Annotated in this window: 10 protein-coding genes; 6 read left to right on the top strand and 4 right to left on the bottom strand. The window is 62.1% G+C overall.

What is annotated here, in order from left to right; translation table 11 throughout:
• Positions 1-26: 26 nt before the first annotated feature.
• Positions 27-1,322 carry a sugar ABC transporter substrate-binding protein gene (locus tag ACPJW8_RS15090; protein WP_330187187.1) on the bottom strand — a complete coding sequence of 432 codons (1,296 nt, stop codon included), beginning with the start codon at positions 1,320-1,322 and terminating at the stop codon, positions 27-29.
• 216 nt (positions 1,323-1,538) lie between these two features.
• Between ACPJW8_RS15090 and ACPJW8_RS15085 the strand changes: the two genes are divergently transcribed.
• The 3 genes from ACPJW8_RS15085 (at position 1,539) to ACPJW8_RS15075 (ending at position 4,899) form a co-directional block, all read left to right on the top strand.
• Positions 1,539-2,483 (top strand): sugar ABC transporter permease, encoded by a 945-nt coding sequence (locus ACPJW8_RS15085; RefSeq protein ID WP_330187188.1) that lies wholly within the window; start codon positions 1,539-1,541, stop codon positions 2,481-2,483.
• Positions 2,473-3,420 carry a carbohydrate ABC transporter permease gene (locus ACPJW8_RS15080; RefSeq protein WP_330187189.1) on the top strand — a complete coding sequence of 316 codons (948 nt, stop codon included), beginning with the start codon at positions 2,473-2,475 and terminating at the stop codon, positions 3,418-3,420. Before ACPJW8_RS15085 ends, ACPJW8_RS15080 begins: the two co-directional genes overlap by 11 nt.
• Before the next feature lie 126 nt (positions 3,421-3,546).
• Positions 3,547-4,899, top strand: a complete 1,353-nt coding sequence (locus ACPJW8_RS15075; protein ID WP_425256358.1) for an ABC transporter substrate-binding protein — start codon at positions 3,547-3,549, stop codon at positions 4,897-4,899.
• A gap of 67 nt (positions 4,900-4,966) precedes the next feature.
• Here ACPJW8_RS15075 and ACPJW8_RS15070 read toward each other — a convergent pair whose 3' ends face one another.
• The 3 genes from ACPJW8_RS15070 to ACPJW8_RS15060 all read right to left on the bottom strand — a co-directional run bounded on the left by ACPJW8_RS15070 (position 4,967) and on the right by ACPJW8_RS15060 (position 9,543).
• Entirely contained in the window at positions 4,967-5,344 is a 378-nt protein-coding gene (locus ACPJW8_RS15070; RefSeq protein ID WP_330187190.1) for a VOC family protein, read from the bottom strand.
• Positions 5,345-5,461: 117 nt separating this feature from the next.
• A complete protein-coding gene (locus ACPJW8_RS15065) occupies positions 5,462-7,414 on the bottom strand; it encodes a hypothetical protein (RefSeq protein WP_330187191.1) in 1,953 nt (650 codons plus the stop codon).
• 113 nt (positions 7,415-7,527) lie between these two features.
• On the bottom strand, positions 7,528-9,543 hold the full coding sequence (locus ACPJW8_RS15060; protein ID WP_330187192.1) for a beta-galactosidase: 2,016 nt from the start codon (positions 9,541-9,543) through the stop codon (positions 7,528-7,530).
• 172 nt (positions 9,544-9,715) lie between these two features.
• On the opposite strand from ACPJW8_RS15060, the gene ACPJW8_RS15055 reads away from it, so the two are divergent.
• Genes ACPJW8_RS15055 through ACPJW8_RS15045 form a run of 3 tightly spaced genes read left to right on the top strand, consistent with a single transcriptional unit; the run spans position 9,716 to position 12,898 of the window.
• The gene (locus ACPJW8_RS15055; protein WP_330187193.1) at positions 9,716-11,005 is read left to right on the top strand and encodes an ABC transporter substrate-binding protein; all 1,290 of its coding nucleotides are present in this window, start codon (positions 9,716-9,718) and stop codon (positions 11,003-11,005) included.
• 49 nt (positions 11,006-11,054) lie between these two features.
• The gene (locus ACPJW8_RS15050; protein ID WP_425256357.1) at positions 11,055-11,984 is read left to right on the top strand and encodes a carbohydrate ABC transporter permease; all 930 of its coding nucleotides are present in this window, start codon (positions 11,055-11,057) and stop codon (positions 11,982-11,984) included.
• Entirely contained in the window at positions 11,981-12,898 is a 918-nt protein-coding gene (locus ACPJW8_RS15045; protein WP_330187195.1) for a carbohydrate ABC transporter permease, read from the top strand. The genes ACPJW8_RS15050 and ACPJW8_RS15045 overlap by 4 nt, the downstream gene beginning before the upstream one ends.
• The last annotated feature ends 3 nt before the right edge of the window (positions 12,899-12,901 follow it).

Below are 12,901 nucleotides of genomic sequence, written 5' to 3'. Positions count from 1 at the left end.
GTTCAAAGGGGTGCTGCCGGGGCAGGCTAGCCGAGGTTCTGGTTCACCTCGGCGATGAAGCCCTTGGCTGCGTCCTGGGGACTGATCTTGCCGAAGAGGACGTCCGTCATAAACCGGTTCTGGACCTCCATGGTGGCTGATGATCCGGCGGGGAACGGCAGCGGTGCTTTCACGTTCATCTCGGCCATGCGGTCCAGGTACTCGGCTTCCTTCTGCTGGGATTCCTTGAGCAGCGGGAGGATGCCGGCCTTGAGCTCGGTGTTGGCGGGCATGCCGCGGTCCGACTTGATCTTGGTGGCGGCGTCCATGTTGTTCACCAGGTAGTTGATGAACTTGGCTGCTTCCTTGGGGTGCTTTGACTTGGACGAGATGGCGTATTCCATGGAGGAGCGCAGCCATGAACCGGGCTGCTTGCTCTCACCGGGAAGCTTCATCATGACCAGGGGCGAGCCCGAGTAGGAGTTCATCTGGTTGCTCCAGGAGATCTTCATACCCTGCTTGCCCTGGCCCATGAGCGTCATTTCCGGCTGGGCCGATCCGTCTTCCACGGTCTGGGAGGCCGACGGCGCTCCACCGGTATCCATCAGCTTCTTGTTCAGCTCAAACCACTCAGCCGCAGTTGCCTCGCTGATGCCCAGCTTCTTGCCATCGTCCGTGTAGAGCTTTTCGCCGTGCTGGCGGGCCCATACGGCGAGGAACGAATCGTTGGCCATGGGCGTGGTTCCAAAGGTTCCCGCGGGCGAGTTCCTGGTGATTTCGGCGGCGATCTCCGTGTAGTCGTCCCAGGTCCAGGTCTCGTCATCCGGGAGCTCCACGCCGGCGGCCTCGAAGACCTTCGGGTCGATCACCATGGACATGGCGTTGACGCCGGCCGTGATGGTGTACTGCTTGCCGTCGATCTGGCCGAGTTCCACGGTGCCGTCGGAGAACTTGGAGGTATCGATTTCTTCCTTGACGGTGCCCAGGTCCAGCAGCACGCCACGGGTGGCGTATTCGCTGGGGTAGGCGCCGCTCATGGCGAACACGTCAGGGGTGGTGCCGCCGGCGATCTGAGTGGCCATCTTGTCCCAGTAGGAGCTGAACTCGGTGTTCTCGCCCTGGACCTTGATGGTGGGGTTGGCCGCTTCGAAGTCCTTGATGACCTCCAGCGTGGTTTTGGCACGGGAATCGTTGCCCCACCAGGCGAAGCGGATGGTGACGGGATCTTCGACGGTTCCGACTTTGGCCTCGGGGGTACCCCCGCCGCAGCCCGTCAGAACGAGTGCCAGGGCCGCCGCCGCTCCTGCGACGCCCAATCCGGATTTTTTGAGAGCAAACTTCATTGTTCCGTGCCCCTATGCGTAGTTGATGCTTTGTGACGCCTGTAACAGAAAGCGTTTTCTCAAAAACTAACAAAGGGCTATGCAGGAGTCAAGAAACCGTTTACTTTGGTAGGAAGCCGCTTTCCCACAGCACTCACATTGGAAGGCCACAATGACCAAAGGAGGCCATATGGCTGCGAGATACATTCCCGGATCCAGCGGGACGGAACTGCTCCGATGAGCGCCATCAGCGAACTCAGTTCGATCAGCCGGCGCAAGGGCAAGATCACCGCCGAGGAGAAGAAGGCCAACGGCCGCGACAATAAGGCCGCATACATCTTCCTGCTGCCGTGGCTGGTGGGCCTGGTGGCCATCACCATCGGCCCCATGCTGATGTCCCTGTACCTGTCCTTCACTGACTACAACTTGTTGCAGCCGCCGGAATGGACGGGGCTGGATAACTTCGTCCGGATGTTCAGCGACGCCCGGCTCCACAACTCCCTCGGTGTGACGTTTACGTACGTGTTCGTGGGCGTACCGCTGCAGCTGGCCGTGGCCCTGCTGATCGCGCTGGTGCTGGACAAGGGCCTGCGCGGACTGCCGTTCTACCGTTCGGTGTTCTACCTGCCGTCCCTGCTGGGTGGCTCGGTTGCCGTGGCCATCCTGTGGAAGCAGATCTTCGGCACCACCGGCCTGGTCAACCAGGTCCTGGCGATGTTCGGGATCCAGGGCCCCGGCTGGATCTCGGATCCCAGCACTGCCCTTGGTTCCATCATCCTGCTGCATGTGTGGACGTTCGGCGCTCCGATGATCATCTTCCTGGCAGGCCTGCGGCAGATCCCCGTGATGTATTACGAGGCAGCCAAGGTAGACGGCGCCACAACGCTCCAGCAGTTCTGGCGGATCACCATGCCAATGCTCAGCCCCATCATCTTCTTCAACCTGGTGCTGCAGATCATCGGGTCATTCCAGTCGTTCACCCAGGCGTTCATCGTCTCCGGTGGCAACGGCGGGCCCTCGGACTCCACCATGTTCTTCACGCTGTACCTCTACCAAAAGGGCTTCGGCCAGTTCGACATGGGCTACGCGTCCGCCATGGCCTGGTTCCTGCTGGTCATCATCGGCGTGTTCACAGCCATCAACTTCATCGCTTCTAAGTATTGGGTTTTCTATGACGACTAAGCTTGAGATGCTGCCCGCTCCGGACAAGAAATCCGCCGGCGCCGGTAAGCCTAAGACTCCCCGCAAGCCACGGGTCCGCGAGTCGCGTGGCACCCTTGCCTTTAGCCGCCGCCAGCGCATGATCGGCCTGAGCAAGCACGCCGTCCTGATCCTTGCCGGCGCTTTGATGATCTACCCGCTCCTGTGGATGGTGGTGTCATCGCTTCGCCCCAATGAGATGATCTTCCGCGAGCCCGGCCTCTGGCTCAACAGCCTGGAGATGAGCAACTACACCAGCGGCTGGTCTGCGCTGACGCACCCGTTCGGCCACTACATGCTCAATTCTGCGGTGGTGGTGATCGGGTCCATCCTGGGCAACCTGATCTCCTGTTCCATGGCTGCCTACGCGTTCGCCCGGCTCCAGTTCACCGGCAAGAAGCTGTTTTTCGGCATCATGCTGCTGACCATCATGCTGCCGTTCCACGTGGTGATCGTGCCGCAGTACATCCTGTTCTCGCAGATCGGCTGGGTGAATACTTTCTGGCCGCTGCTGGTGCCGAAGCTCCTGGCAACTGATGCCTTCTTCGTGTTCCTGATGGTCCAGTTCATCCGCGGCATTCCCAAGGACCTGGACGAGGCTGCGCGGATCGACGGCGCCGGCCACCCCCGGATCTTCCTGCGGGTCATCCTGCCGCTGATGGTTCCCGCGCTGGCCACCACCACCATCTTCACCTTCATCTGGACGTGGAACGATTTCTTCGGCGCGCTTATCTACCTGACGGACCCGGACATGTTCACAGTTCCGGTGGCCCTGCGCGCGTTTGTTGACTCGCAGTCGGCAACGAGCTGGGGTTCCCTGTTCGCCATGTCAATCGTGTCCCTGCTGCCGGTGTTCCTGGTCTTCCTCTTCGGCCAGCGGTTCCTCATCAAGGGCATCGCCACCACCGGTATCAAATAACAATCGGGAAACACCTCTTGTATTACAAGTAGAGGACTTGTAATCTCAAGTTGAGAAAACGCTTTCGCGAATTCCCCACGCAATACCCTCCCGGACCATCTGGATCAAAGAAGATCGGAGCACCCAGTGTCGCTTTTTTCCCGCACAACGTCTGAGCCCAAGGCACAGACCCATTCCGACGGCGGCTTCCGCCGCTTACGGAAGACCGGCATCATTGCTGCGGCAACCGCCGTCGTACTTGGCTTGAGTGCCTGCGGCGGGGGAGCCGCGACCGAAAGTGCTGACGGCGTTGTTGAACTGCGTTTCTCCTGGTGGGGAGGAGACAAACGCGCCCAGCTGACGCAGGCCGCCATCGCCGAGTTCGAGGCTCAGAACCCGAACATCAAGATCAAGCCGGAGTTCGGCGACTGGAGCGGCTACTGGGACAAGCTGGCCACCCAGGTTGCTGCCAACGACGCTCCGGACATCATCCAGATGGACGAAAAGTACATCACGGAATACTCCAGCAGGGGCGCGCTGCTGGACCTTTCCAAGTACGACATCGACACCTCCAAGCTGGACAAGGCTGCCCTTGATGCCGGCAAGAGTGAGGACGGGCTGACAGGTATTGCGGCAGGCATCAACGCCGCCACCATCCTGGCCAACCCGGCCGTGTTCGAGGCCGCAGGCGTTCCGCTTCCGGATGACTCCACCTGGACCTGGGACGACTTCGAGCGGATCGCCGCGGAGGTCACGGCCAAGTCGCCCAAGGGCACCTACGGCGCTGCCGCCTATGGAACCGATGAGGCGTCCCTGGGCGTCTGGCTGCGGCAGAACGGCAAGTCGCTGTACACCTCGGACGGGAAGCTGGGCTTCGAACCGTCGGACATCGCCGAGTGGTGGGCCTTCCTGAAGCAGCTCAGTGAGAACAAGGCAGTGCCCACGGCTTCGGAAGTAGTGGAAGCCGAAGCTGCTCCGCTGGACCAGAGCGGGCTTGCCACCGGCAAGAACGGCCTGGCCTTCTGGTGGTCCAACCAGGCTCCTGCACTGGAGAAGGCTTCCGGCAGCGACCTGAAGATCCTTCGGTTCCCCACCAAGACGGGTTCCTCTGCCGACGCCCAGCTTTGGTACAAGGCTTCACAGTTCTGGTCCGCTTCTTCCCGGACCAAGCACCCTGAAGAAGTTGCCAAGTTCATCGACTTCCTGGCCAACGACGTCAAGGCCGGCGAAACCCTCCTGGCAGACCGCGGCGTTTACCCGAACTCGGACGTCCGTGCCGCGATCGAGTCGAAGCTGACCCCTGCCGACGTCAAGGTGGTCAAGTTCATTGACCAGATCAAGGATGAACTCGGCGAGGCTCCGGCCCCGCCGCCCAAGGGTGCAGGCGCCATCCAGGAAATCATCAAGCGGTACACCTCCGAGGTGCTGTTCAACAGGCTCTCAACAGAGGAAGCCGGCAAGAAGGCCGTTGACGAAATGGCTGCGGCGATCAGCAGCTAGGTCCATGCAGGCCGGTCCCGGTGGGAACCTTTCGGTTCCCGCCGGGACCGTCCTATTTAAGCCCGGCCTACGGTTCAAGCCGCCGGCGCAGGAGGCAGAATTCGTTGCCTTCCGGATCGGCAAGGACGTGCCATTGTTCCTCGCCGGTCTGCCCGACGTCGGCCGGCCGGGCTCCGAGGGCCAGGAGCCGTTCCAGCTCCGCATCCTGGTCCCGGTCCACGGGGTTGATATCGATGTGCAGCGGCAGCCTGCCGGTCCTCGGGTTGTCGCTGGGGCTGAGGATGATGGTGGGTTGCAGCCCGCCAAACCCGGCGTCCGGCGGCCCGATCTCGATCGAACCCTCCTCACGGTCGAGCTCCACGTAGCCAAGGACGTCACTCCAGAACCGGGCCAGGAGCTCGGGGTCGGAACAGTTCAGGACCAATTCACTGATACGCGATGCCATGCTGCCCAGTGTACGAACACACCGCGGGAAAATGCAGGCAAGGTACGACGCCGGAAACAACTCAGTCCCGGAAGGAACCTCACGGTCCTGCCGGGACTGAGCCGTTAGCGCCTGAGGCTATGGATTCTGGAAGATCCAGAGCCCGCTGTCACGGTCGCTGCCGAGGATGTAGGTCTTGCCATCCTCGCCGATGAACGTGTCGACTCCCCAGAAGTCGTTGCCATCATGGTCGAGGTAGCTGCCGATTTCCACGAGCTCACACGTGCCGGTGTCTGCCGGCGGGTTGTCTGAGTCGTAAGGCACTCCGCCGCAGACGATCTGGATCACCCGAAGGCCGCCCGAGTAGTAGGACAGGTAGGCAACGGATTCATCCTGCGGGTCCATTGCCACTTCATGGATGCTGAGGTCACCGTAATCCAGTGCAAACGCCGGATCGTGCGCCTCAGGGATGGCGAACGTGTCCAGGTCTTCCAAGGTCCCGGCGTCGAACAGGTGCACGTAGCCCCACCCGTCAAACACGGAACCGACCTGGATGCGTTCACCCACGGTGCCCACCGGGATGTCTTCCGGGTAGCTCCACGGCCCGGCCAACGGCTCCAGGTTGAACAGCGTGTGGAAGGCCTCGTGGCTGGTGCAGACTGCCACGACCTGGTCCTCGAAGGCCCCGGATCCGCAGAACGGTTCACCGCCTGCAGCCTCGCCCGCATGGTGGTTCACGAACACCACGGCATCCCAACCGGCGTGGACTGCTTCATGGGCCTTTTCGCCCGGGAAGCATGCCTCCTCGGAAGCGCTGGGATCGCCTGAGGGGCCACGCTGGAGGACCAGGATCGCTTCGTCGCCTGGCTGCAGTGACTCCGTGTAGCCGGTGATGGATTCAGGCGTTGGAATCGCTGCGGAGTCCGGGCAGCCGTAGCCGCCGTAGGCAACCGGCCCGCTGAGCGTCAGGTCAGGCAGGATGGCCGGTGCCTGGCCGCCACCCACAATGCTTGACGGGTAGACGCCCTGGTTTGGCCCGCTGGTGATGGTGAAATCGTCCGTCCTGTAGGGCGCGAAGTCTTCATCGGTACCAATGAAGAACCGGTTATCCAGGCTGAATTCGGCCTGGTGCCCGTTGCCTTCCGGCGTCAGCGAGACGCCAAGCGACTCCAGCAGTTCCGGATCGACGTCCGCAAAATCGGTGTCACCGAGGAACTGTGCCTGGGTGGGATCAGTGACGTCCAGCAGGATGTAGCCGCCATCCCAGTAGGACAGCAGCATGATGAACTTGCCGTCGATTTCCTTGACCACCATGTCATGCAGGAACGAATCGGTCAGGTTGAGCTCCGGCTGGTCCACGTCGAACGAGTTGAGGTCGTATTCGGCAACAAGGCGGGGCCGGTGCGGGTTGGTGATGTCGAGGATGTCCACATCCGTGGCTTCCTCGTTGTCAGTCAACACCACGTAGGCCTTGTCTCCGGTGTCCCAGGCGAAGGCGCTGTGGATTTCATTTGTGTCCGGGCTCCCGGGTTCACGGTCGCCGAAGTTCTCGGACAACTTTTTCGGCTTCGCTGGATCTGTGACGTCCCACAGGGAGACGCCGCCCTTGGCGTTCTTTCCGCAGGCTTCATTGTTCATGACCAGGATGTCCCCGCTGAACTGCGCAGTGGTGATGTTGACTACCTGCATTCCTTCGCCTGGACGGCTGTCCTGGTGCGAGGGAATGAAGCCGATGAGCTTGGCGGAGTCCGGATCGGTTTCGATGTTGGAGATGTCGACGACGTAGGCCCCGGCATCAGGGCTCGATTGGCCGCCCGTCTCCGGTCCGGCGCAATCGGGTTCGCCCCAGTTGGCCAGGAATGCTGTGTTGCCATCGGGTGAGACGGTGACGTCGGCTATGAGGTCCGGCGTCCCGGTGACTTCCACCATGTCCACCAGGGCAAGATCGCCAGTGATCCCGCTTCCAATGAGGTGGCCTTCGTCCGATCCGTGCTGCTGGCCGGGATGGGCGAGGGCTCCGGTGAGACCGAGGGTGAAAAGAGAGAAGGTGCTGAGTGCTGCAACAAAAACTGCCCTACTACGGTTGAGCATGTATGCCTCCGACTAGGAATGATGTTGTGGTTCCCCCATGGTCCGGAGCATAAACCCGCAGGTTTTCCCACGTCCATACCCAGTTAGAGTCCAGTGCGCACCCAGCAATGCTCCTAGCGCTCGGCGACCACCGCCACCGCACCGGCCGGGACCACGCCGTCGAACGTTGCTCCGGTGAGCAGGTCCGTCCCGGTGGCCTTGACGGTGGCCGAAGACCGCGTGTGGTTGATGGCGAAGAGGAACGTGGCACCGTCCGAAGCAGTGCGTCGGATGAGTTCCACTCCGGGGTCCGCCACAGCCAGGGGCTCCACGCGGGCCTCGGTAAGGAGCCGCTCCACCAGGGCGTCGATCCCGGTGGCATCCGGCAGGGTGGCCAGGTACCAGGCGGAGCCGTCGCCCACGGCATTGCGGGTCAGCGCGGGAACGCCTTCGAGCGGATATTCGGTGAACGTGGACAGGGACTTGGCCCCGGCTAGGTGCACGTGCTCGCTCCAGACCGACGCTGACGTGCCGCCGCTGAGCGTCAGCGAGCCGCCTTCCAGGAGCGGGTGGAATTCCTCGACTCGGATGCCCAGCAGGTCCCGGAATGCGCCGGGGTAACCGCCCAGCCGCACGTGGTCCTGCTCATCCACGATCCCGCTGAAATAACTGACCAGGACGGTGGCGCCCCGGGCTGCAGCGGCGGCAATGGACGCGGCCGCGGAATCGGTGACGGAATAGAGCGTGCACACCAGCACCAGGTCGTAGCCGTCCAGCGACGCCGACGGGTGGACCAGGTCCACGGAAACGCCCCGCAGCACCAGCGCCCGGTGGAACGCCCGCATCGCCGTCAGGTACTTCACGTCCTGGCTGGGCTTGGAATCGATCTCGCTGGCCCACCAGGCCTCGTAGTCGAACACAATCGCCACACGGGACTGCACGCGGGAGCCGCGCACTGGGGCCAGCTTCTTCAGGGCGTCACCCAGTTCCACCACCTCGCGCCACACCTTGGTGTCGCGGCCGGCGTGCGGCACCATTGCCGAGTGGAACTTCTCCGAGCCGGCAAAACTCTGCCGCCACTGGAAGAACATGATCGCGTCCGCGCCCCGGCCCAGGTGGGAGAGGGAGTTGCGCAACATTTCCCCGGGCATCTTGGGCTGGTTGCGCGGCTGCCAGTTGACGGCCGACGTCGAATGTTCCATCAGGATCCATGGCTCACCGCCCGCAATTCCCCGGGTGAGGTCCGCGCTGAATGCCAGTTCCAGGTGCCGTTCCGGATCCGCCGCCACCAGGTAGTGGTCGTTGGCGATCACGTCCAGGTCCTTGGCCCAGTCGAAGTAGTCCAGGAACTTGGTGGCGCTGGAAGCCATGAGGTTGGTGGTGGCCGGAATGGTGGGGGTCACCTCGCGCAGCACCGCCAGGAGCTCCCGGTAGTAGTCCATAAACGCCCACGAATTGAAGCGCATGAAGTCAAGCTGCTGCCCGGGATTCAGGGTGGTGGGCGCAACGCCGGGCGGCAGGATTTCGTCAAAGGAACCGTAGTTCTGGGACCAGAAAGCCGTGCCCCAGGAGGCGTTCAGCGCGGCGATACTGCCGTACCGGCGCTCCAGCCAGGCGCGGAACGCGGCCGCGTCCTCGGGTCCGTGGAATTCGCCCACGTGGCAGCCAAGTTCGTTGTCCACGTGCCAGAGGGCCAAGGCAGGATGGTCCTTGTACCTGTCGGCCAGGACGCGCGTGATGCCCGTTGCGTAACGGCGGTAAATGGCCGACGACGGGGTGTAGTGCCGCCGCGAGCCCGGTCCCAGCGTGGTTCCGTCAGCCGTGACGGGCAGGATCTCCGGATGCTTGCGGACCAGCCAGGCCGGGGGAGCGGCGGTGGCAGTGGCCAGGGCAACCCTGATGCCATTGGCTGCGAGGTTATCCATGACCTCATCCAGCCATCCGAAGTCATAGGAGCCTTCCGCGGGTTCAAGCAGCGCCCAGGAAAAGATGCCCACGCTGAGGAAGTTGACCCCGGCTTCTTTCATGAGTTCCAGGTCTTCCAGGCGGACCTCCCGGGGCCACTGCTCCGGGTTGTAGTCCCCGCCGTAGCCGATGCCTTCCAGATGGTCCCAGATGCTGCCGGGCCGGGAACTGTCCTCGTGGGTCATGGGACTCCTTTGTCGATGTCACGTAGAAATCTAGCTGAATTCGGATCTATGGGAAACCGCTTGCCCCTCACGCCTAATACAGCTATTGTATCGTTTCAGAACGAGTGTTAGCCAGCTCACTACTCCATGTAGTCGCAGGGTCCGGCTTCCACACCTGAGCAAGGAGGCTCTTATGATCAACCGCAGGAATTTCCTCACCACCATTGCACTGGGCACCGCATCTGCCGCTGTGCTCTCGGCTTGCGGCCAGTCCGGCACCACCGCCGGCAAGACCGGCTCGGCTGAAAACCCTGTCACCATCAATTACACCTGGTGGGGCAACGATGACCGCGCAGAGCGTACCCGCAAGGCCATTGCGCTGTTCGAGTCCAAGAACCCGGACATCAAGGTCAACGGCAACTTCACCGACTTCGCCGGCTACTGGCAGAAGCGCGCCACCGAAGCCGCCGGCGGCGGGCTGCCGGACGTTATGCAGTGGGACCTGTCCTACCTGCGTGATTACGGCCAGCGCAACCAGCTCCTGGATCTCAGCACGGTGAACATCAACACTGACGCTTTTGACAAGTCCCTCCTGCCTTCCGGCCAGATCAAGGGCAAGACCTTCGGTATCCCCACCAGCACCAACGCCTTCGCCGTCTACTACGATCCGGCCAAGCTCGCCGCTGCCGGTGTTGCAGAGCCTGACGGCAGCTGGACCTACAAGGAATTCCACGAATTCATGACCGAGGTGGGGACAAAGAGCAACGGCGCCTTCTATGGTGGCGGCGATTACACGGCCGTCTGGTGGATGTTCAACATCTGGCTGCGCCAGAACAACATGGAAGCCTTCACCGAAGACGGAAAGCTCGGCTTCAGCAAGGACGACCTCAAGAAGTGGTGGAGCCAGCCCGCAGAACTGCGCGGTACGCCGGCCATGATCCCTGAAGAGCGCGTCACCCAGCTCCTGCCCAAGTCAGCCTTCGGTTCCAACGCCACGGCCAGCGAGGTCACGTGGGATAACTTCATGGCGGGTTACCTCGCGGACAGCGGCGCCCAGGAGCTCAAGCTGGTTCCTGTTCCCTCCGATGATCCGGACAACCTGGGCCTGTTCCTGAAGCCGTCCATGCTGATGGTGGCCAGCGCCAAGACCGAGTACAAGGACGCCGCCGCGCGGTTCATCGACTTTATGGTCAACGATCCCGAGGTGGGCCAGATCTTCAAGACCTCCCGCGGTGTTCCGGCGTCCAAGACCCAGCGTGACGGCACCACCTTCGAAGGCACTGACAAGCTCGTTGTGGATTACGAAAAGTCCATCGAGAAGTACCTGAAGGACGCGCCGGAGCCGCCCATCGTTGGATTCGGCACCCTGGAAGCCTCTTTCAAGCGCATTGCCTCGGACATGAACTACGGCAAGCTGGACATCAATGGCGCCGTTGACGCTTGGTTCAAGGAAGCCGAAGACATCATCAAGCAGAACGCCTGATTCCGGCGTTCACGACTGACGGAATGAACCTGTGACACAAACCCAATCTGTGAGCAGGCGTTCGCCCGCTCCCTCGCTGCCGCGCAAGTCGCGGCAGCGGGGAGTGGACACCCGCGCCGGTTACACCTTCCTGCTGCCTTGGATGCTGGGCTTCTTCGCCCTCACCGCAGGGCCGATGATCGCATCGCTGTACCTGTCCTTCACCAACTACAACCTCTTCGAACCGCCCAAGTGGATCGGCATGGACAACTACGTCTCGCTGTTCCAGGACGACAGGTTCATGCAGTCGGTGGGCGTGACCGTCAGCTACGTGGTCTTTGGTACCCCGCTCAAGCTGGCCGCGGCCCTCGCCGTGGCCATGCTCCTGAACAGCAAGCGCCGGGGCCAGGGGTTCTACCGTTCAGCGTTCTACGCCCCGTCCCTGATCGGTGCGTCTGTTTCCATCGCCATCGTCTGGAAGGCCATGTTCGGCGATTCCGGTCCGGTGGACCAGGGGCTGTCCTTCTTCGGGATCAACCTGGGCGGCTGGGTGGGCAACCCCTCCATGACCATGCCCATGTTCGTCCTGCTGACCGTGTGGCAGTTTGGCGCTCCCATGGTCATCTTCCTCGCCGGCCTCAAACAGATCCCGGGCGAACTCTACGAGGCGGCATCCATGGACGGCGCCGGCCCCATCCGCAAGTTCTTCAACATCACCTGGCCCATGCTCTCCCCGGTGATCTTCTTCAACCTGCTGATGGAAACCATCCACGCCTTCCAGATCTTCAATTCGGCCTACATCATCTCCAACGGTGAAGGCGGCCCGGCCGGCTCCACCCTCTTCTACACCCTCTACCTGTACCTGCGGGGCTTCAGCGATTTCCGGATGGGCTACGCCTCAGCGATGGCCTGGCTCCTGCTGATCGTTGTGGGCATCCTGACCCTGATCATCTTCCGCACGTCCAAGTCCTGGGTCCACTACAGCGGTGATTCGAAATGACAACCACGGCAACACCCACGCAGTCCGCCCCGGAATCCGCGGCAGGCACCTACAACCCGAAGTCTGAAACGGGCCTGGCCAAGGGCATCAAGAGCGCCATCTTCCACATCGTGGCCATCGGCCTGGTCTGCATCGTGCTGTACCCGGCGCTGTGGATGATCGCCTCGTCCTTCAAGCCAAACTCGGAGATCGGCGGCTCCAACACCGCCCTGTGGTCCAGCAACTTCAGCATGGACAACTTCGTCACCGCCATGGAGGGCATCGGCGGCGTCTCCACCATGACGTTCTTCACCAACTCCCTGATCCTGGCCGTTGGTGCCGTGGTGGGAACCGTGCTCTCCGCCAGCATCTCCGCCTATGCCTTCGCCCGGATCAACTTCCCCGGCCGTGGCGTCTTCTTCGGCCTGATGATCGCCACGCTCCTGCTGCCGTTCCACGTTGTGATCATCCCGCAGTACATCGTGTTCCAGCAGCTCGGGTTCGTGGATACCTACATCCCGCTGCTGATCGGCAAGTTCCTGGCAGCCGACGCGTTCTTCGTCTTCCTGATGGTCCAGTTCATGCGTGGACTGCCGGCGGAACTGGACGAGGCCGCAAGGATCGACGGCGCCGGGCACGTCCGGATCTTCGGTTCCATCATGCTTCCCCTGATGAAGCCGGCGCTGATTTCCACGTCCATCTTCAGCTTCATCTGGAGCTGGAACGACTTCCTGGGTCCCCTGCTGTATCTGAACACCCCGGAGAAGTACCCGCTGCCGCTGGCACTGCGCCTGTTTGTGGACCAGACCCAGAGCTCGGACTATGGCGCCATGATCGCCATGTCCGTCCTGGCCCTGATGCCCGTGCTGATCTTCTTCCTGATCTTCCAGCGGTACATTGTTGAAGGAGTCTCCACCCAAGGCCTCAAGGGCTGAGGA

The sequence above is a fragment of the Pseudarthrobacter sp. J47 genome, assembly GCF_049810315.1.
Taxonomy (GTDB): Bacteria; Actinomycetota; Actinomycetes; order Actinomycetales; family Micrococcaceae; genus Arthrobacter.
Note: the sequence above shows the minus strand (reverse complement) of the source record. Positions and strands in the feature narration are given on the sequence as shown.

Excerpts from the sequence above, each read along its gene's own strand:
- ACPJW8_RS15090 (WP_330187187.1), bottom strand. The coding sequence starts at position 1,322 with ATGAAGTTTGCTCTCAAAAAATCCGGATTGGGCGTCGCAGGAGCGGCG.
- ACPJW8_RS15085 (WP_330187188.1), top strand. The coding sequence starts at position 1,539 with ATGAGCGCCATCAGCGAACTCAGTTCGATCAGCCGGCGCAAGGGCAAG.
- ACPJW8_RS15080 (WP_330187189.1), top strand. The coding sequence starts at position 2,473 with ATGACGACTAAGCTTGAGATGCTGCCCGCTCCGGACAAGAAATCCGCC.
- ACPJW8_RS15070 (WP_330187190.1), bottom strand. The coding sequence starts at position 5,344 with ATGGCATCGCGTATCAGTGAATTGGTCCTGAACTGTTCCGACCCCGAG.
- ACPJW8_RS15065 (WP_330187191.1), bottom strand. The coding sequence starts at position 7,414 with ATGCTCAACCGTAGTAGGGCAGTTTTTGTTGCAGCACTCAGCACCTTC.
- ACPJW8_RS15060 (WP_330187192.1), bottom strand. The coding sequence starts at position 9,543 with ATGACCCACGAGGACAGTTCCCGGCCCGGCAGCATCTGGGACCATCTG.
- ACPJW8_RS15055 (WP_330187193.1), top strand. The coding sequence starts at position 9,716 with ATGATCAACCGCAGGAATTTCCTCACCACCATTGCACTGGGCACCGCA.
- ACPJW8_RS15045 (WP_330187195.1), top strand. The coding sequence starts at position 11,981 with ATGACAACCACGGCAACACCCACGCAGTCCGCCCCGGAATCCGCGGCA.